The sequence below is a fragment of the Kosakonia radicincitans DSM 16656 genome, from assembly GCF_000280495.2.
Lineage (GTDB): Bacteria > Pseudomonadota > Gammaproteobacteria > Enterobacterales > Enterobacteriaceae > Kosakonia > Kosakonia radicincitans.
On record NZ_CP018016.1, the window covers coordinates 933,741 to 952,423 of the forward strand.

17 protein-coding genes are annotated in these 18,683 nt (G+C 54.9%); 9 read left to right on the forward strand and 8 right to left on the reverse strand.

Going from position 1 to position 18,683, the window contains the following annotated elements; genetic code table 11:
• Positions 1-8: 8 nt before the first annotated feature.
• The 5 genes from Y71_RS04670 to Y71_RS04690 all read right to left on the reverse strand — a co-directional run bounded on the left by Y71_RS04670 (position 9) and on the right by Y71_RS04690 (position 5,196).
• On the reverse strand, positions 9-1,298 hold the full coding sequence (locus Y71_RS04670; protein ID WP_007370333.1) for an ABC transporter substrate-binding protein: 1,290 nt from the start codon (positions 1,296-1,298) through the stop codon (positions 9-11).
• A 144-nt stretch (positions 1,299-1,442) separates the two neighbouring features.
• Positions 1,443-2,570: an ABC transporter ATP-binding protein gene (locus Y71_RS04675; protein ID WP_007370334.1), complete on the reverse strand. Its 1,128-nt coding sequence runs from the start codon at positions 2,568-2,570 to the stop codon at positions 1,443-1,445.
• A 12-nt stretch (positions 2,571-2,582) separates the two neighbouring features.
• Complete coding sequence (locus tag Y71_RS04680) at positions 2,583-3,485, reverse strand: carbohydrate ABC transporter permease (RefSeq protein ID WP_007370335.1); 903 nt, start codon at positions 3,483-3,485, stop codon at positions 2,583-2,585.
• Entirely contained in the window at positions 3,478-4,368 is an 891-nt protein-coding gene (locus Y71_RS04685) for a carbohydrate ABC transporter permease (RefSeq protein ID WP_007370336.1), read from the reverse strand. Before Y71_RS04685 ends, Y71_RS04680 begins: the two co-directional genes overlap by 8 nt.
• Before the next feature lie 504 nt (positions 4,369-4,872).
• Complete coding sequence (locus Y71_RS04690) at positions 4,873-5,196, reverse strand: cupin domain-containing protein (RefSeq protein WP_007370337.1); 324 nt, start codon at positions 5,194-5,196, stop codon at positions 4,873-4,875.
• A gap of 151 nt (positions 5,197-5,347) precedes the next feature.
• On the opposite strand from Y71_RS04690, the gene Y71_RS04695 reads away from it, so the two are divergent.
• Entirely contained in the window at positions 5,348-6,040 is a 693-nt protein-coding gene (locus Y71_RS04695; RefSeq protein ID WP_007370338.1) for an aspartate/glutamate racemase, read from the forward strand.
• On the opposite strand, the gene Y71_RS04700 is transcribed toward Y71_RS04695, so the two are convergent.
• The gene (locus Y71_RS04700; RefSeq protein ID WP_035942074.1) at positions 6,037-6,963 is read right to left on the reverse strand and encodes a LysR family transcriptional regulator; all 927 of its coding nucleotides are present in this window, start codon (positions 6,961-6,963) and stop codon (positions 6,037-6,039) included. The genes Y71_RS04695 and Y71_RS04700 overlap by 4 nt on opposite strands.
• A gap of 120 nt (positions 6,964-7,083) precedes the next feature.
• On the opposite strand from Y71_RS04700, the gene lysA reads away from it, so the two are divergent.
• Positions 7,084-8,346: a diaminopimelate decarboxylase gene (gene lysA / locus Y71_RS04705; RefSeq protein ID WP_007370341.1), complete on the forward strand. Its 1,263-nt coding sequence runs from the start codon at positions 7,084-7,086 to the stop codon at positions 8,344-8,346.
• Here the strand turns inward: lysA and Y71_RS04710 are convergent.
• Complete coding sequence (locus tag Y71_RS04710) at positions 8,343-9,353, reverse strand: LacI family DNA-binding transcriptional regulator (protein ID WP_007370342.1); 1,011 nt, start codon at positions 9,351-9,353, stop codon at positions 8,343-8,345. The genes lysA and Y71_RS04710 overlap by 4 nt on opposite strands.
• Positions 9,354-9,629: 276 nt before the next feature.
• Between Y71_RS04710 and Y71_RS04715 the strand changes: the two genes are divergently transcribed.
• The 4 genes from Y71_RS04715 to Y71_RS04730 are packed head-to-tail and all read left to right on the forward strand — an operon-like array spanning position 9,630 to position 13,644.
• The gene (locus tag Y71_RS04715; protein WP_007370343.1) at positions 9,630-10,958 is read left to right on the forward strand and encodes a PTS sugar transporter subunit IIC; all 1,329 of its coding nucleotides are present in this window, start codon (positions 9,630-9,632) and stop codon (positions 10,956-10,958) included.
• Between the two features lie 7 nt (positions 10,959-10,965).
• Positions 10,966-12,393 carry a glycoside hydrolase family 1 protein gene (locus Y71_RS04720; RefSeq protein WP_007370344.1) on the forward strand — a complete coding sequence of 476 codons (1,428 nt, stop codon included), beginning with the start codon at positions 10,966-10,968 and terminating at the stop codon, positions 12,391-12,393.
• A gap of 31 nt (positions 12,394-12,424) precedes the next feature.
• Entirely contained in the window at positions 12,425-13,198 is a 774-nt protein-coding gene (locus Y71_RS04725; RefSeq protein WP_007370345.1) for a GntR family transcriptional regulator, read from the forward strand.
• Positions 13,195-13,644, forward strand: a complete 450-nt coding sequence (locus Y71_RS04730) for a GNAT family N-acetyltransferase (RefSeq protein ID WP_007370346.1) — start codon at positions 13,195-13,197, stop codon at positions 13,642-13,644. The genes Y71_RS04725 and Y71_RS04730 overlap by 4 nt, the downstream gene beginning before the upstream one ends.
• 85 nt (positions 13,645-13,729) lie before the next feature.
• Here the strand turns inward: Y71_RS04730 and galR are convergent, their stop codons facing one another.
• Positions 13,730-14,737 (reverse strand): HTH-type transcriptional regulator GalR, encoded by a 1,008-nt coding sequence (galR, locus tag Y71_RS04735; RefSeq protein ID WP_007370347.1) that lies wholly within the window; start codon positions 14,735-14,737, stop codon positions 13,730-13,732.
• 56 nt (positions 14,738-14,793) lie between these two features.
• On the opposite strand from galR, the gene Y71_RS29885 reads away from it, so the two are divergent.
• The 3 genes from Y71_RS29885 to lplT all read left to right on the forward strand — a co-directional run bounded on the left by Y71_RS29885 (position 14,794) and on the right by lplT (position 18,683).
• Positions 14,794-15,264 (forward strand): hypothetical protein, encoded by a 471-nt coding sequence (locus tag Y71_RS29885; protein ID WP_035887630.1) that lies wholly within the window; start codon positions 14,794-14,796, stop codon positions 15,262-15,264.
• 76 nt (positions 15,265-15,340) lie between these two features.
• Complete coding sequence (gene aas / locus Y71_RS04740; RefSeq protein WP_007370348.1) at positions 15,341-17,500, forward strand: bifunctional acyl-ACP--phospholipid O-acyltransferase/long-chain-fatty-acid--ACP ligase; 2,160 nt, start codon at positions 15,341-15,343, stop codon at positions 17,498-17,500.
• Positions 17,493-18,683, forward strand: a complete 1,191-nt coding sequence (lplT, locus tag Y71_RS04745; protein ID WP_035887635.1) for a lysophospholipid transporter LplT — start codon at positions 17,493-17,495, stop codon at positions 18,681-18,683. Before aas ends, lplT begins: the two co-directional genes overlap by 8 nt.

Below are 18,683 nucleotides of genomic sequence, written 5' to 3' on the forward strand. Positions count from 1 at the left end.
GAAAAACGTTAGCGCATCGCGCGTTTCAGGATTCGTTCAGCCTGGCGCTGGAAATCAGCGGCTGTTTCTTCCACGGATTTCTGACCATAATCGATGTACTGAATCGCCGTGCCGAACTGGGCAACAATCTGCGGATCGTCAAAGTACGGCGACACAGAGAGTTTGGTCGGCAGAGACTGCGCCAGGCGCAGACCCGCCACCGAGGGATCGTTCTCTTTGATTGCACCGTTGGCGGTCAGCGTTTGCACTGCGGCTTTGCTCAGCGGCACGCCACGCTCCAGACCCAGAGTTTCCACACCCTCTTTGCTGTTGAGCAGGAAGTTAATCACTTCTGCCGCTTCTTTCGGATGTTTGGTGGATTTACCAATCGACAGCATCTGCGCCGGTTTGAAGAACAGACCCGCGTCCGTTGCACCCGGCAACATCGGGTAATCACCCAGCACCAGTTTGGCTGGCGGCTTCAGGTTGTCGGAGTATTTGGTGATGGTGGAGTTCCACATATAAGTACCGGCCCATTCACCTTCGATCCACGGTTTCATCTCATACATGTTGCTCTTACCGAACGACGCATAATATTTGGCATCCGGCATCACATGGCTATCGACCAGTTTTTTATACATCTGGAAGAATTCCACCCACTGCTCGCTGCTGTAGCTGAATTTCTTCGCTTTTTCGTCAACGGCCGGAATGTTGTACTTCTGCACCATGTAAGAGTTCAGCAGCGCCAGCGTATCCTGATGCTCCAGCACCACCGGGTAATACTGTTTGCCGAGCTTGCTTTCGAAAGTTTTGCCTGCGGCTAACAGCTCATCCCAGGTTTTCGGGAAGGTGACGCCCGCTTTTTTCCACTGCTCATCGTTAAAGTAGAAGACGCGCGCGGTAACGGAGATCGGAATGCCGTTCAGCTTGCCGTCAACGGTGGTGGATTGCAGCTCTTTGGCGTCGAACTGGCTCAAATCGATGATGTCTTTCACCTGGTTCAGGTCGTAGAAGCCTTCGCCATTTTTCGAGAAAATCGGCAGCCAGTTCCAGTTGGTTTGCATTACATCCGGTTCGGTACCGCCTGCGATTTGTGTGGTCAGACGGGAGAGGTGGCCGTCCCAGCCGGTATATTCGGATTTAACGTTAATGTTCGGATGCTGTTTGTGAAACTCTTCCAGCGCTTTTAATGTGACCTGATGACGACCGTTGCCCCCCCACCAGGACATACGCAGGTCAACATTATCAGCAGCAGTTGCGGGTACAGCGCACATGCCCAGAGTTGCGGAGATAACGGCGCCTATAAGCACTTTTTTCATTTTTATACTCCAGAGTTTGTTTAAACTTTATTCTTCAGGCTGCTGCGTTGTTGACTGCGCCTGCGCACCCCGGTCACTTACTGATATAAGCTCCCGGGGATGCACCGGCTTGCCGCCTCGACGCATCCCGAAGGATTTCGTTTTTTATAGGGAAATGTTCTGTTCTGTTTTTGCGTCAAAAATATGACACTTATTCATATCAAACTTAAAATACACCTTACGATGAAGTCCCTTTGCAATCATTGGCTTAGCTTCATCGGAAGGAATTCGTGCCGTTAACTCGTAGTCAGCGACTTTCAGGTAAATAAAGAACTCGTGCCCCATGTTTTCGACACGCACCAGATCGCCGCTGCCGCAGTCTTCATCGAACGGCTCATCGGCAACGGAGACAAATTCCGGACGTACGCCGAAGAACACCTCTTTGTCGGCATAGCCCACCACTTTCTCCTGCTGACGCGCATTCAGCGCCAGCGTTTCGTGGCCGAGGGTGATATGCAGTTGCTCACCCTTTTTCACAATTTTCGCTGGTTTGATGTTCATTTCCGGCGCGCCGATAAAGCCCGCCACGAACATGTTTTTCGGGTAGTGATAGAGGTTGTCCGGGGTATCGACCTGCATGATATGGCCGAGCTTCATCACGCAGATGCGATCGCCCATGGTCATCGCTTCGGTCTGATCGTGGGTGACATACACAGTGGTTGCCGGTTTACCGGATTTCTTCAACTGCTTGTGCAGGTCGGAAATACGGATGCGCATGGAAGCACGCAGTTTGGCATCGAGGTTCGACAGCGGTTCGTCGAACAGGAACACATCCGGCTTTTTCACAATCGCGCGGCCGACCGCTACACGCTGCGCCTGGCCGCCGGAAAGCTGACGCGGCAGCCGGTCCATCAGCTCTTCCAGTTCGAGGATTTTCGCCGCTTCATCCACCTGTTTGGTGATCTCATCTTTCGGCAGCTTGCTCAGCTTCAGGCCGAAGGCGAGGTTTTCCCGCACGGTCATATGCGGGTAGAGCGCGTAGTTCTGGAACACCATGGCAATACCGCGCGCCTTCGGTGCGAGGTTATTGACGATCTTCTCGCCGATGCGCACTTCGCCGCCGCTGATGGTTTCAAGGCCTGCCAGCATACGCAGGGTGGTGGATTTGGCGCAGCCGCTTGGTCCGACAATGACCATAAATTCACCGTCGGCAATTTTCAGGTCGATACCATGTACCGCTTTGAAGCCGTTGGAGTAGACCTTTTCCAGTTTGTTGAAAATCACTTCAGCCATGATACTTCCCTCTTAACCTTTAATTCCGCTGCTGGTTACGCCCTGTACGAAGTAGCGTTGTGCCAGGAAGAAGACAATGATGGACGGCAGAATGGAGATACTCGCCATTGCCAGAATTTCGTTCCACGGCGCACCTTCGGTCACGTCGATGGACATTTTCAGCGCCAGTGCGATCGGGTATTTATCCACGCTGTAGACGTAAATCAGCGGCCCGATAAAGTCGTTCATTGACCACATGAACTGGAACAGCGCGACAGAGATAATGGCCGGTTTCAGGATCGGCACCACCACGTACCACAGTACCTGCCAGGAGTTACACCCGTCGATCTGCGCCGCTTCTTCCATGTCGCGCGGCACGCCGCGTAAGAACTGAATCAACATAAAGACGAAGAAACCTTGTGTGGCGAAAGCCAGTGGCAGATAGAGCGGCATATAGCTGTTGAGCATGCCCATTTCACGGAACATCAGGTACTGCGGGATCAGCAGCACGGTGCTTGGCAGCAGCATGGTGGCGATCAGCGTACCGAACCAGAAGTTCTTCCACGGGATTTCAAAGCGGGCGAAACCGTAAGCCACCACCGTTGAAGAGATAATCGTCAGGATCACTTTCGGGATCACATACTTGAAGGTGTTCAGCATGTAATGGCCGAAGGTGTACTCCGTCCCTGTTTTCCAGCCGTTGATAAAACCGTCCCACGTTGCGTGCGTCGGCCACAGCCCCAGCGTGGTGAAGATTTCATGGTTCGGTTTGAACGACGCAGAGAACATCCACGCCAGCGGGTAAAGCATTAACAGGCCGACAAAGAGCAGGATCGTATAGCGGATCCAGGCGCTGATTTTCTCGCGGCGCAGGGTGCGCGCCACTTCACGTTCGGCTTCCTTCATGCCCGGCGTGAGATGTTGGATATCAGCCATTTTTGCCTCCCTTATCGGCAGAGTAGAACACCCAATATTTCGAGGATTTAAAGGCGATGGAGGCAAAGACCGCCACGACCAGGAACAGAACCCAGGCCAGCGCCGCACCGTAGCCCATATCGAAATATTTGAAGGCGGTATCGTAGATGTAGAGCGAGAACAGATAGGTGTAATAGGTCGGGCCGCCGCCGGTGATGACATACGGGCCGGTAAACTCCTGAAACGCCTGCGTGGTCTGCATAATAAAGTTGAAGAAAATCACCGGCGTAATCAGCGGTACGGTCACTTTCATGAACATCTGCCACTTGCTGGCACCGTCGATCATTGCCGCTTCGTACTGGGATTGCGGGACGTTTTGCAGTGCGGCAAGGAAGATCACCATTGCAGAGCCAAACTGCCACACGCGCAGCAGCGTCACCGACATCAGCGCCAGCGACGGTTCGCCCAGCCAGTTCACCGGATCCAGGCCGAACACGCCGATAAAGCTGTTCAGCAGGCCATCAATGGCGAACAGCGCGCGCCACAGTACGGCAATGGCGACAGAGCTGCCGAGAATGGACGGAATGTAGTAAGCCGTACGGAAAAAGCCGATGCCGCGAAGTTTAAAATTCAGCACAAAGGCAATACCCAGCGCAAAGGCCAGTTTCAGCGGGATGGTCAAAAAGACATAAGCAAAAGTCACGCCCATCGATTTCCAGAAGAGGGTATCTTCCGTAAACATGTAGCGATAGTTTTCGATGCCGTTAAATACCGGCGGGCTCATCAAATCGTACTCAGTAAAACTGAGAAAGAATGATGAAATGAATGGGAAAGCCGTAAAGACTATCAACCCAATAATGTAGGGCGATATCCAGGCCAATCCCAGTAGTCTGTTTTCATTCATACATACCTACCTGGCGAACAATGTGTAATACGGATTCGGAGAGTTACTTTCTCCCGCCGCCGTAGCCGCGGGGATAAAAACAGCGTCTGTATGTGCGCTCGCTCACAATATTTGCCGTAGCCAGCGCAATGTAGGTCTAACTACCAGAAATTATTAGTAAAACCCCTGGTTTTAATAACGTCTGAACATGCATTCTTGATTTGTAAAACATCGTTTTAAAATATTTTATTGGGTTTTAAATTCGCGTCATTCGATTAATTCGCGAAATGTGATCAAAGTCGAAACGATGTTTCAATAAAGTGAGGTGGTAGCGTTTTTCGCCCGAAAAACACGGGGTTTACAGAATCATCCAGGGGAAATAAACACCTATTGTTGCCGCGGATTAAGTATCGCAGAATGAAACCATTCAAAATGAAAACGATGATCTGGCGAATTATTTTACTGTCTGTGGGAAATAAAAAACGCCCCCAATAATGGGGGCGTTAATTAGGGTGCTTACTATCATTATTTTAAGAAATCTTCGCGCACCGGGGTGAAGGTATCAAGCAGGGTTCCCGCCTTCAGGCAGACGCAGCCGTGCATAATGTGCGGTTGCTTATAAAGAGTATCGCCTGCGGTGACGATATGTTTCTCATCACCGATGGTAAATTCGAATTCACCGGATAAGACATACGTGAGCTGTTCGTGAGGATGGTTGTGCATCGGGCCGATGGCACCTTGTTCGAACATGACTTCGACCGCCATCATTTTGCCGCCATGGGCGAGGATACGACGCGTTACGCCGTTGCCCAGATCGTCAAGCTGAGTGTCTTTATGGAAGATAAACATCGGGCTGTCCTGTAGTGAAGAAAAGAGTTAGTGAAACGTTGTTTCAAAATAATTTATCTCAGCGTTCCGCAAAAATAAACGCGAGACCAGAGAAGTTGAAAGTCGATCACAACTTTGATTGACTGATTGCAAAACCTGACGGAGAAACGCTATGAAAACGATAGGGCTGCTGGGTGGGATGAGCTGGGAATCGACCATCCCTTACTATCGCCTGATTAACGAGGGTGTGAAGGCCCGGATGGGAGGTCTGCACTCCGCCAGTTTGTTGCTGCACAGCCTGGATTTTCACGAAATCGAAGCCTGCCAGGCAACGGCACAGTGGCATAAAGCGGGTGAGATCCTCGCGCAGGCCGCTGCGGGTCTGGAGCAGGCTGGCGCGCAAGCCATTGTGCTTTGTACCAACACCATGCACAAAGTGGCCGGGCAAATTGAAGAGCGTTGCCATATTCCGTTCCTGCATATTGCCGATGCCACCGGGCGCGCCATTGAAAGCGCGGGCATGCGCAACGTCGCGCTGCTGGGCACGCGTTACACCATGGAGCAGGATTTTTATCGCGGGCGGCTGGAAAAACAGTTTGGTATCGAAACCTGCGTACCCGGCCCGGAAGATCGCGAACGCGTGAATGAAATCATCTTTGAAGAGCTGTGCCTTGGCACATTCAGCGATGAGTCGCGTTACTATTTTATCAATCTGATCAAACAAATGGCGAGTGAAGGCGCCGAAGGGGTGATTTTCGGCTGTACCGAGATTGGCCTGCTGATACCGGAAAAGAGCAGCCCGATTAAGGTGTTTGACACCGCCGCGCTGCACGCGGCCGATGCAGTGAATTTTATGCTCTCTTAGGACTCGCCCAGCATGGCGGCCAGCGGCTGGGCGATCAGCGGCATGGCTGCCTGTAAATGGCGCGCGAAAGCATCCACCAGCGCCGACGCCGGACGATGCAGTGGGCGGATCAGACTGACGGTAAAGGGGACGTCGATACTAAAACGGCGCACGGCGATACCGCTGGCGGCGTAATCCAGCGCTGTCAGCGGGTTAACCACAGAAAGCCCAACGCCCGCGCGCACCATTGCACAAACCGAGGCGGCGCTGTGGGTTTCCAGCACCATTCGCCGTTTCACCTGATGTTCCGTAAACAGCGCATCCAGCAGTTGCCGGTAGCTATCGGTACGCGACAGGCTGATGTAATTCTCCCCCTGAAAATCGGCTGGCGTCAGCACCGTTTTGCTGGCCAGCGGGTGCTCCTGCGGCATCACGCACACTTCATTACAGGTCAGCAACGGCGTACGTTCGGTGCCCGCCGGGGTGCTCAGCGTTTCGGTCAGGCCTAAATCATGGCGCTGTGCCGACAGCCACTCCTCCAGCAACGGCGACTCCTGCGGCACAATGTTCAGGCTGACATCCGGATAGCGGGCGAGAAAAGGTTGTAACAGCAGCGGTAAAAAAGATTGCGAGAAGACGGGCAAACAGGCGACGGAGAGTTCCCCCTGGCGAAACTCGCGCAGGCTTTCGGCGACGCTGACAATTCGGTCCAGCCCGTACCATGAGCGCTGCACCTCTTCAAACAGCCGCAGCCCTTGTACCGTAGGATGCAAACGCCCGCGCGAACGTTCAAACAGCTTCAGCCCCAGCACCTTTTCACAGCGCGCCAGCTCGCGGCTGACCGTCGGCTGCGAGGTATGCAGCAAGGCTGCGGCTTCAGTCAGATTGCCGGTGGTCATCACCGCGTGAAAAATTTCGATATGGCGCAAGTTAACAACTGGCATCGCGGGATCTCGTTGCTGTGGGTTATCCATATCATTTTTGCATAGAGTCGCGATAAAACGATATTTTTTATTCCCTTCGCGCTGTGGCGTAATCAGTAAAAATTGCTGACGGAGTTCACCATGCCACGCTCACTACACCAGACCGATACCGACCTGAATGCCGAAAACCTGCTGCGGCTGCCTGCTGAATTTGGCTGCCCGGTATGGGTTTATGATGCGCAAATTATTCGCGCGCAAATCGCCAAACTCAGCGCGTTTGATGTGGTGCGTTTCGCGCAAAAGGCGTGCTCAAATATTCATATTCTGCGCCTGATGCGCGAGCAGGGCGTGAAAGTTGATTCGGTGTCGCTGGGCGAGATCGAGCGTGCGTTAGCAGCGGGTTACGATCCGCAAACGCATCCGGACGATATTGTTTTCACTGCCGATGTGATTGATGACGCCACGCTGGCGCGCGTCAGCGAGCTGGGCATTGCGGTGAACGCCGGTTCCGTCGATATGCTGGAACAGCTCGGCGCTGTGTCGCCGGGCCATCGCGTCTGGCTGCGCGTCAATCCGGGTTTTGGCCACGGCCACAGCCAGAAAACCAATACCGGCGGTGAAAATAGCAAACACGGTATCTGGTACAGCGATCTCAATGCGGCTCTGGCGGTGATGCAGCGCTATCAGCTAAAACTGGCGGGCATTCATATGCACATCGGTTCCGGCGTTGATTACGGCCATCTTGAGCAGGTGTGCGGCGCAATGGTGCGTCAGGTGGTGGATTTCGGCCAGGATCTGCCGGCTATCTCCGCCGGTGGCGGGCTTTCCATTCCCTACCATGAAGGGGAAGATCAGGTTGATACGGCTCACTATTTTGGTTTGTGGAATGCCGCTCGCGAGCAAATCGCCAAACATCTCGGCCATGCGGTGAAACTGGAGATCGAACCGGGACGCTTCCTGGTTGCTGAATCCGGCGTACTGGTATCGCAGGTGCGCAGCGTGAAGAATATGGGTAGCCGCCACTTTGTGCTGATTGACGCCGGTTTTAACGATCTGATGCGCCCGGCGATGTACGGCAGCTATCATCACATTACCGCGCTGGCTGGCGATGGCCGCGATCTGCATCAGGCTGAACTTATCGACACCGTGGTTGCAGGGCCGCTGTGTGAATCCGGCGATGTCTTTACCCAACAAGAGGGCGGGAAAGTGGAAACCCGCGCGCTGCCTGCGGTAAAAGCGGGGGATTATCTGGTGCTGCATGATACCGGCGCGTACGGCGCATCGATGTCGTCAAACTACAACAGCCGCCCGCTGCTGCCGGAAGTGCTGTTTGATCATGGCGTTGCGCGCCTGATCCGCCGCCGTCAGACCATCGACGAGCTGCTGGCGCTGGAGCAGTTCTAATCCTGATACGGTCCCGCCGCCACCGAATCGCGCAATACCAGCGTGCCGGTAAACGGGGGGATCGGTTCAATCTCGTCGGCATTCGCCAGTTTGATTGCCTGATCGATAGCCGTGGCGATCATGGTATCGATCGGCAGATAGACCGTTGACAGCCCAGGCTCCAGCCAGCGAGCGCTGGGCGCATCATCAAAACCAAACAGCGAAATATCCTGCGGAATGCGCAAACCGGCCTGGTAGAGTGCCTTCGATGCGCCGAGCGCCATATCATCGTTACAGGCGAACAAGGCACTGAAATGCGCCCCTTCCTGCAACATCTCACGGCACAACTCATAGCCGCGCGTCATGGTGGCGTCGCCGTATTTTACTCTTCCCGCATCCCAGCTAATTCCATGTTTTTCCAGCGCCTTGCGATACCCCATTAGTCGCGCTTTGCCGGTGGGAGTATGAATTGGCACGGTGATGCAGGCGATCTCGCGGTGGCCAAGGCCCGCCAGATAATCCACCGCCTGGAAGGCGGCATCCTGCTGCTCGAAGAAGACACATTTATCATGCGCCTGGGATAATTCGCGGTTGATCACGATCAGCGGCATCGGCGTTTCATCGATCAAACGCAGGATGCTGTTTTCACTCATAAAACGGGTATAGAGAATAATGGCGTCGCAGCGACGGTCCGCCAGCATCTGCACCGCCAGCGTTTCCCGCTCCGGCGTGTCGTGACCGTCGGTGACAATCAGTTGCTTACCGTGAAATTCCGTCCGGCGGGAAGCCTGCTGTAGCAGGCGGCCAAAATAGAAACCGTCAAAGCTGGAAACCACCAGGCCAATGCTATTACTGGTACGATTCGCCAGCGATTGCGCCAGAAAATTGGGGCGGTACCCCAGCTCTTCCATCGCTTTAAAAACCTGAGCGCGGGTGCTCTCTTTGACTTGCCCCGTTTTGTTGAGCACCCGGGAAACCGTCGCTTTCGACACGCCTGCGCGCAGTGAAACATCCAGCATTGTGACCATGACAAGCTCTCCGCATTAATGAGAGGCAGTTTAACACACTCATTTCGCGGGTTAAGGCGTAGCGGGTGGGTTTGGCTTAAGTACGGAAATATCCCTGAAAAAGCTAAGGTGGCATGCCAATGTGAGTAATCGCTTCGTTTTGGAATACCAGTAGAGGGCTTGCGAGCCGGGTCACAGAACTTTTCTAACGCTGTGGCTATTTTTGGTATGCCAAATGGAATCCGGCTGTATACCTGTACCGATAAAAAAAGCCCCCCTTAACTGAGGTGTGACCCTATGGCCCTACAAGAAAAACTCATTGATTCTCTGGGTAGTTTCGCCACCAAGTTCAACAGCTATCGCTATATCATGGCGATCAAATCTTCGTTTATTACGCTGATGCCGGTCATTATTGTCGGCGCGTTCTCGGTATTAATTTCCAACATGGTACTGGACCCGAAAAACGGTCTCGCCAGCTTCCAGGCGCTGTCGTTTCTCGCCGCGCTCAAACCGATTACCAGCGCCATTAACTATGCCACGCTGAACTTCCTCAACATTGGTGCGGTGTTTTTAATTGGTATTGAACTGGGGCGTATTAACGGCATCAAGTCGCTGTTTCCCGGTCTGCTGGCGGTGATCTGCTTTATCTGCGTGACGCCCACTACTGTCGAGATGATGGTGGATGGCCAGATGCACGTGGTGAAAGATGTGCTGCTGCGCCAGTTCTCCGATACCCGCAGCCTGTTCCTCGGCATGTTTATCGCTATTTTGTCGGTGGAAGTCTACTGCTGGCTGGAAAACCGCGAGAGCCTGAAGATCAAAATGCCGGATACCGTACCGCCGAACGTTTCTGCCTCGTTCTCGGCGCTGATCCCGGCGATCATTACCACCACGCTGATCGCCACTTTCGGCTTCGTCTTCCATCAGGTGACCGGCATGTATCTGTATGACGCCGTGTATCAGGTGGTGCAGCAACCGCTGGAGCGCGTGGTACAAAGCCTGCCCGGCATTCTGCTGCTGATGTTTGTCGCGCAATTGTTCTGGGTGATCGGTATTCACGGCAACCAAATGATCAAACCGATCCGCGAACCGCTGCTGCTGGGGGCGATCACCGTCAATATGAGCGCCTTTGAGCAAGGGAAAGAGGTGCCGAACATCATCACCATGCCGTTCTGGGATGTGTACATGAGCATCGGCGGTTCCGGCCTGACCATCGGCCTGCTGATTGCGGTAATGATCGCCACGAAACGCAAAGAGATGAAAGAGATCGCCAAGCTGTCGATAGGTCCTGGGATCTTCAATATTAACGAGCCGGTGATCTTCGGTATGCCGATCATGCTGAACCCGATCCTCGCCATTCCGTTCATTATCACCCCGCTGGTGACCGGCTCGATCGGCTACTTCGCGACGGTAACCGGTTTTGCCGGGAAAGCCGTGGTGATGGTGCCCTGGACGACGCCGCCGTTGATCAATGCCTGGCTCTCTACCGCAGGCTCAATGGGGGCGGTGGTTACCCAGTTAATCTGCATTGTTACCGCCGTCGTTATCTATCTGCCGTTTGTGAAGATCGCCTCCCGCCGCGCGGAACAGGCGCAATTACAGGCGCAAGCCGCCAACAATGCCTGAGGATGTTATGAGTACAAAAACCATTGCCATCCCGCCGTCGTTTATTCTGGGCGCGGCGGCATCGGCCTGGCAAACCGAAGGCTGGGAAGGGAAAAAGGCGGGCCAGGATTCGTGGCCTGATCTCTGGTACAAAAACGATCGCCACGTCTGGCATGAGGGTTATGGCCCGGCGGTGGCCACGAATTTCTACCAGCGTTTTCGCGAAGATGTGCAACTGATGAAGCAGGCGGGGTTAACCCACTACCGCACCTCGATCAACTGGTCGCGCTTTCTTACCGATTACGAGCAGGGCGTGGTGGATGAGACTTACGCCAGCTATTACGACCAGCTTTTTGATGAGATGCAGCGCCATGGCATAACGCCGATGATCTGTCTGGAGCACTACGAGCTGCCCGGTTATCTGCTGGAAACCTACGGCGGCTGGGCCTCAAAGAGAGTGGTCGAACTCTATCTGCTGTACGTTGAGAAAGTGTTTGCGCGCTTCCACCATAAAGTGACGCGCTGGTTTACCTTTAATGAGCCGATTGTGGTGCAAACCCGCGTCTATCTTGATGCGCTGCGCTGGCCGTATGAGCAGAACACCAGCACCTGGATGCAGTGGAACCACCACAAAAACCTGGCGACGGCAAAAGTGGTGAAGCTGTTTCGCGAGAAGGGGTACGCCGGAACTGTCGGTTGCATTCTCAACCCGGAAGTGACTTACCCACGTTCCAGCGCTCCGCACGATGTACTGGCGGCACAGCGTTACGATCTGTTCTATAACCGCGTGTTCCTCGATCCGCTGGTGAAAGGCTACTATCCGCAGGAGCTGGTGGATCTGCTGGAAAAACAGAACGTTAAATGGGATTACAGCGCAGAGGAACTGGCGATCATTCGCGACAACACCGTCGATGAACTGGGCATCAATCTTTACTATCCGCACCGTGTGAAAGCGCCATCGCGCGCCTGGCACCCGGAGACACCGTTCCACCCGGCGTATTACTATGAGCCGTTTGAGCTGCCGGGCAGAAAGATGAACAAATCGCGCGGCTGGGAGATCCTGCCGGAGATCATCTATGACATGGCGATGCGCATCAAAAACGAGTACGGCAATATTCCGTGGTTTGTTGCGGAAAGCGGCATGGGCGTGGAGAACGAAGGGCAGTTCCGCAATGCTGAGGGAACCATTGAGGATGATTACCGCATTGAGTTCATCGCCGCGCATCTGTATCAGACGCTGCGGGCGCGGGAAGAAGGCGCGAACTGCCACGGCTATATGCTGTGGGCGTTTACCGACAACGTTTCGCCGATGAACGCCTTTAAAAACCGCTATGGGCTGGTGGAGATCGATCTGCAGCACAACCGCGATCGGCGGGCGAAAAAGTCGCTGCACTGGTTCCGCGCGCTGAGCGATGAGCGCCGGTTGACCCTTACCCTCGATGATGAAGTAAGATAGCGCGCAATAACTAATAAGTGCAGGTGATATTGTGGAGAAGGCCGTCGTTCCGCCGGAAAAAAAACAGTACCAGGAGATTGGCGAGGATTTACGCGAGCAAATCATCCAGGGGCACTATCCCGTTGGCTCCCGCCTGCCGCCGGAGCGCAATATCGCCGAAAAATATGGCGTCAGCCGCACCATTGTGCGCGAAGCGCTGCTGATGCTGGAATTGCAGGGCACGGTTGATATTCGCCAGGGGTCGGGCGTCTATGTGATGCGTATTCCGCAGGCCCATGAAAACGAGGAAGAGCGCTTTCTCAGTAGCGATGTTGGCCCGTTCGAGATCCTGCAAGCGCGTCAGTTGCTGGAGAGCAATATTGCTGCCTTTGCGGCGACTATGGCGACGCGGGCGGATGTTGACAACCTGCGGCGGATTCTCGAACAAGAGCAGCGCGCCATCGCCCTGAATGACACCACCCAGGACAACAGCAAGATGTTTCATCTGGTGCTGGCCGGGGCTTCGCAAAACCAGATGCTGCTGGCAACGGTAGAGAGCATCTGGCACCAGATGGACAGTAGCCCGCTGTGGCAACAGTTTAATGTGCATATCGCCAGCCGTCCGTATCGCCTGAAATGGCTGGGCGACCGGCAAACGCTGCTGGCAGCGGTGCGTCGCCGCGATGTGATGGGCGCATGGCAGGCGATGTGGCAGCATCTGGAAAATGTCAAAAAAAGCCTGCTGGAGCTATCTGATGAAGATGCGCCGGATTTCGACGGCTATCTGTTTGAATCCGTCCCCATCTTCCAGGGAAAATTGATGTGAAAATCCTTCCTCTCTACGAAGCGCCGCGCTTTGCGCCGCAGGTTATCGAGTGGCTGTGGCATGAGTTTGGCGATTCCCTGCCGCGCGATTTCTTTGCCAGCATTATTGATCACAGCCAGACGCCGGGCGCGTTACCGTTGACGTTTGTGCTGGTTGACGGCGATGAACTGCTGGCGACCGTGGGGCTGTGGCGTTGCGATTTGATCAGCCGTCAGGATCTTTTCCCGTGGCTGGCCGCGTTGTATGTAAAAGAAAGCGCGCGCGGGCAGGGGCTGGCCGGGCAGCTACAGCATCATGTAATGGCGCAGGCAAAAGCAATGGGATTTAGCCAGTTACATCTCTATTCCGCCTGCCGCGATTTTTATGAGCGCTACGGCTGGGAGTATATTGGCGACGGGCTGGATTACCCGAACACGCATGTGCATTTGTATCGCATTGCGCTGTGAGTTTTTCGGCTAAACGCAGAAGAATATGCAGGCCGGATAAGCATTAACGCCTTCCGGCAAGCAATCAGGCTCAGGGCAACCCGCGTTAACTCTCCTGCGGGGCAATCACTGAATGGCGGCGCACCAGCGTCGGGTTAAACAGATGCGTTATCTCCGGCAGCGGACGGTTTTCCGCCAGCGCCAGCGCCAGCTCGGCGGCCTGTGTCGCCATGGTGACAATCGGGTAACGGACGGTGGTCAGCCGGGGACGCACATAGCGCGACACCAGCACATCATCGAAACCAATCAGTGAAATCTCGCCCGGCACATCAATGCCATTATCATTCAGTACGCCCATTGCGCCCGCCGCCATCGAATCGTTGTAACAGGCAACGGCGGTAAAGTTTCTGCCGCGACCTAGCAGTTCAGTCATCGCCTGTTCGCCGCCGCTTTCATCCGGCTCGGCGAAGGTCACCAGTCGGTCATTGCAGGGCAGGCCATTCTCTTTCAGCGCATCGTAATAACCCTGCAAACGATCTTCCGCGTCGGAAATGGCGTGGTTGGAGCAAAGGTAGCCAATGCGCGTATGGCCTTGCTGGATCAGGTGGCGGGTTGCCAGCCACGCGCCGTAGCGGTCGTCGAGCGCCACGCAGCGCTGTTCAAAACCCGGCAGAATACGGTTGATCAGTACCATGCCAGGAATTTGCTTCATCAGCGAAGCCAGCTCTTCATCGGGGATAGTTTTGGCGTGTACCACCAGCGCGCCGCAGCGATGGCGGATCAACTGCTCGATGGCTTTGCGCTCTTTCTCTTCGTTGTGGTAGCCGTTGCCAATCAGCAGAAAATTACCGGTGGCGGAAGCGACTTGCTCAACGGCTTTCACCATCGCGCCGAAAAAAGGATCTGAAACATCGCCGACCACCAGACCGACGGTTTCCGTCGATTGCTGCGCCAGCGCGCGGGCGTTGGCGTTCGGGTGATAATTCAGCGCATCCATTGCACTTTGCACCGCCAGCCGTGAAGATTCGCTCGCTTTTGGCGAGTCGTTAATCACACGGGAAACCGTTGCAACGGAGACGCCTGCCAGCAGTGCTACATCTTTAATGGTCGCCATGGCGCACCTTCCTTAGGGGTAAGCGTTTACACACTGTGTAGTGTTACGGAAAAGGAATGGCTAATCAAGGCAGTTACCTGCTGGTAGTGTGCAAACGTGAAGTGACGCGTTGGAAAGCCGTGGAACCGTTACACAAAAAAGTTTTGCCGATTAATACAGGTAAAACCTTTAGTTACACTTTGCGCAAAGCTGTTTCGATTGTCTGCTGGTGGCGCGTTCTCCCCCATGACAGAGTGGTTATCCCAGAGGTATTGATAGGTGAGCGCAGCCCCCGGGTTGCATACTCGAATTACACCAACCTGCGCAGATGCGCAGGTTTTTTTTTGCCCGCGTTGTTACAAGCAAAGCGAATCGACACACCTCGTTTCACTTCGGCTCATTCCCTTGCTTTTTCCCGCTGGCGGTACGCCCGCGCCAACGCCACAATCAAGATCCCAGAGGTATTGATTGGTGATTTATTCGGTACGCTCTTCGTACTCATTTCTTGCACCAACCTGCGCGGACGCGCAGGTTTTTTTTTGCCCTGAATTTCTCCTCCAGCACTTCTCGTGTAATCTGCCACAATTTGCAAACTTACTTATTTCTCTGGCAAAAGGAGTTGAGATGCTACTGGGCTTTTTTCGCGAACTGTTTCGCGTTTTGTTCCGGGTGCAGTTGACCGGCAGCACTGAAGCACTACACGGCGAACGTGTGTTGATTACCCCTAACCATGTCTCCTTTATTGATGGCATTCTGCTGGCGCTGTTCCTGCCTGTACGCCCGGTTTTTGCGGTTTATTCCTCGATTAGCAGCCAGTGGTATATGCGCTGGATCCGCTCTATCGTTGACTTTGTCCCTCTCGACCCCACCAAACCGATGTCGATTAAATATCTGGTGCGCCTGATCGAGCAGGGCCGCCCGGTGGTGATTTTCCCGGAAGGGCGCATTTCGCTCTCGGGTTCGCTGATGAAAATCTATGACGGCGCGGGTTTTGTCGCCGCCAAATCGGGCGCAACGGTAATACCGCTGCGTATTGATGGCGCCGAGCTGACTTATTTCAGCCGCCTGAAAGGGCTGGTTAAACAGCGTCTGTTTCCGCGCATTACGCTGCATATTCTGCCGCCGACATCTTTACCGATGCCGGAAGCACCGCGCGCGCGCGATCGCCGCAAAATCGCCGGTGAGATGTTGCACCAAATCATGATGGAAGCGCGCATGGCCGTGCGCCCGCGCGAAACGCTGTTTGAAGCATTTCTCGCCGCGCAGTACCGTTTCGGTGCCAACAAGCCCTGCGTCGAAGACATTAACTTTACTCCCGACAGCTACCGCAAGCTGCTGACCAAGACGCTGTTCGTTGCGCGCATCCTGGAAAAATACAGTGAGCAGGGGGAGAAAATTGGCCTGATGCTGCCTAATGCAGGCATCAGCGCGGCGGTCATTTTTGGGGCGATTGCCCGTGGCCGAATTCCGGCGATGATGAACTACACTGCCGGGGTGAAAGGGCTTGGCAGCGCCATCACGGCAGCGCAAATCAAAACCATCTTCACCTCGCGAACCTTTATAGATAAAGGCAAGCTCTGGCATCTGCCGGAGCAGCTTACCCAGGTGCGTTGGGTCTATCTGGAAGATCTGAAGGGCGATGTTACGCTGCAAGATAAAGTGTGGATTTTTCGCCATTTGCTGACGCCGCTAAAAGCGCAGGTGGCGCAGAAACCGGAGGATCCAGCGCTGGTGCTCTTTACCTCCGGTTCTGAAGGCAACCCGAAAGGCGTGGTGCATAGCCACAAGAGCATTCTGGCTAACGTTGAGCAGATCAAAACCATCGCTGACTTTACCGCCAACGACCGCTTTATGTCGGCGCTACCGCTGTTCCACTCGTTTGGCCTGACGGTAGGGTTGTTTACGCCGCTGCTGACCGGGGCGGAAGTGTTTCTCTATCCCAGCCCGCTGCACTATCGCGTGGTGCCGGAACTGGTCTATGACCGCAACTGTACCGTGCTGTTTGGCACCTCGACCTTTCTCGGCAACTATGCGCGTTTCGCCAATCCTTACGACTTTTTCCGCCTGCGGTATGTTGTGGCTGGCGCCGAAAAGCTCCAGGAGAGCACGCGCCAGTTGTGGCAGGACAAATTCGGCCTGCGCATTCTGGAAGGTTATGGCGTAACCGAATGTGCGCCGGTGGTTTCGATTAACGTGCCGATGGCGGCGAAACCGGACACGGTTGGCCGTATTCTGCCGGGAATGGATGCGCGTCTGATGGCAGTGCCGGGTATTGAAGAGGGCGGACGCCTGCAACTGAAAGGGCCGAACGTGATGGCCGGCTATCTGCGGGTAGAAAACCCCGGCGTGCTGGAAGCGCCGTCGGCGGAGAATATTCATGGCGAGCAGGAAGCTGGCTGGTACGACACTGGCGATATTGTGCGTTTTGATGAGCAAGGATTTGTGCAGATTCAGGGGCGCGCGAAGCGTTTTGCCAAAATTGCCGGTGAGATGATCTCGCTGGAGACGGTGGAACAGCTGGCGCTGGCGGTGTCGCCGGAGAAAATGCATGCCACGGTGATTAAAAGTGATGCCAGCAAAGGTGAAGCGCTGGTGATGTTTACGAACGATGAATCGCTGACGCGCGATAAACTTCTGCAGTATGCGCGTGCGCAGGGTATCCCTGAACTGGCGGTACCGCGTGACATTCGTTATCTCAAGCAACTGCCGGTGCTGGGCAGCGGCAAGCCAGATTTTGTCACGCTCAAAACGATGGTTGACGAGGCGGAAACCCAACATGCTTAAACCTGAGATCAACGCCTCGCTGTGGTCGCGCGGAATGATGGCGGTGATCGCCGCCCAGTTCCTTTCGGCATTTGGCGACAATGCGCTGCTGTTTGCCACGCTGGCGCTGCTGAAGGCTGAGTTTTACCCGGACTGGAGCCAGCCGATCCTGCAAATGGTGTTTGTGGGCGCTTACATCCTGTTTGCCCCATTTGTCGGTCAGGTGGCGGATAGTTTCGCCAAAGGCCGGGTAATGATGATGGCGAACGGCTTAAAGCTGCTGGGCGCTGCGAGCATTTGCTTTGGCGTGAATCCCTTTGTCGGCTATCTGCTGGTGGGCATTGGCGCGGCGGCTTACTCTCCGGCGAAGTACGGCATCCTCGGCGAGATCACTTCCGGGGATAAGCTGGTTAAAGCCAATGGGCTGATGGAGTCATCAACTATTGCCGCCATTCTGCTCGGTTCTGTGGCGGGTGGCGTGCTGGCCGACTGGCATGTGCTTGCTGCGCTGGGCGTTTGTACGCTGGTTTATGCGGGCGCGGTCGTCGCAAATTTACTGATCCCAAAGCTGCCCGCTGCGCGGCCGGGGCAGTCCTGGCGTTTTACGCCGATGACGTACAGCTTCTTTAGCGCCTGCAAAAGTTTGTGGCGCAACGGTGAAACCCGCTTTTCGCTGGTTGGCACCAGCCTGTTCTGGGGGGCGGGTGTGACGCTGCGCTTCCTGCTGGTGCTGTGGGTGCCGGTAGCGCTGGGTATTACTGACAACGCCACGCCGACCTATCTGAACGCGATGGTGGCGGTCGGGATTGTGGTCGGTGCCGGGCTGGCGGCGAAGCTGGTCACGCTGGAAACTGTCGCGCGCTGTATGCCTGCAGGGGTTTTGATTGGCGTCGCGGTGGTGCTGTTTTCGTTACAACATGCTTTGCTGCCTGCTTATGGCGTTCTGATGCTGATCGGCATGCTGGGCGGCTTTTTTGTCGTGCCACTGAATGCGTTGCTACAGGCGATTGGTAAAGCGTCGGTCGGGGCGGGCAATGCGATTGCCGTGCAGAATCTCGGCGAAAACATGGCAATGCTGGTAATGCTGGGGCTGTACTCGCTGGCGGTAAAAGCCGGCGCTCCGGTAGTGGGAACGGGCGTCGGCTTTGGCGTGATCTTTGCGCTGGCGATAGCGGCGCTGTGGTTCTGGCAGCGCCGCCGGTAA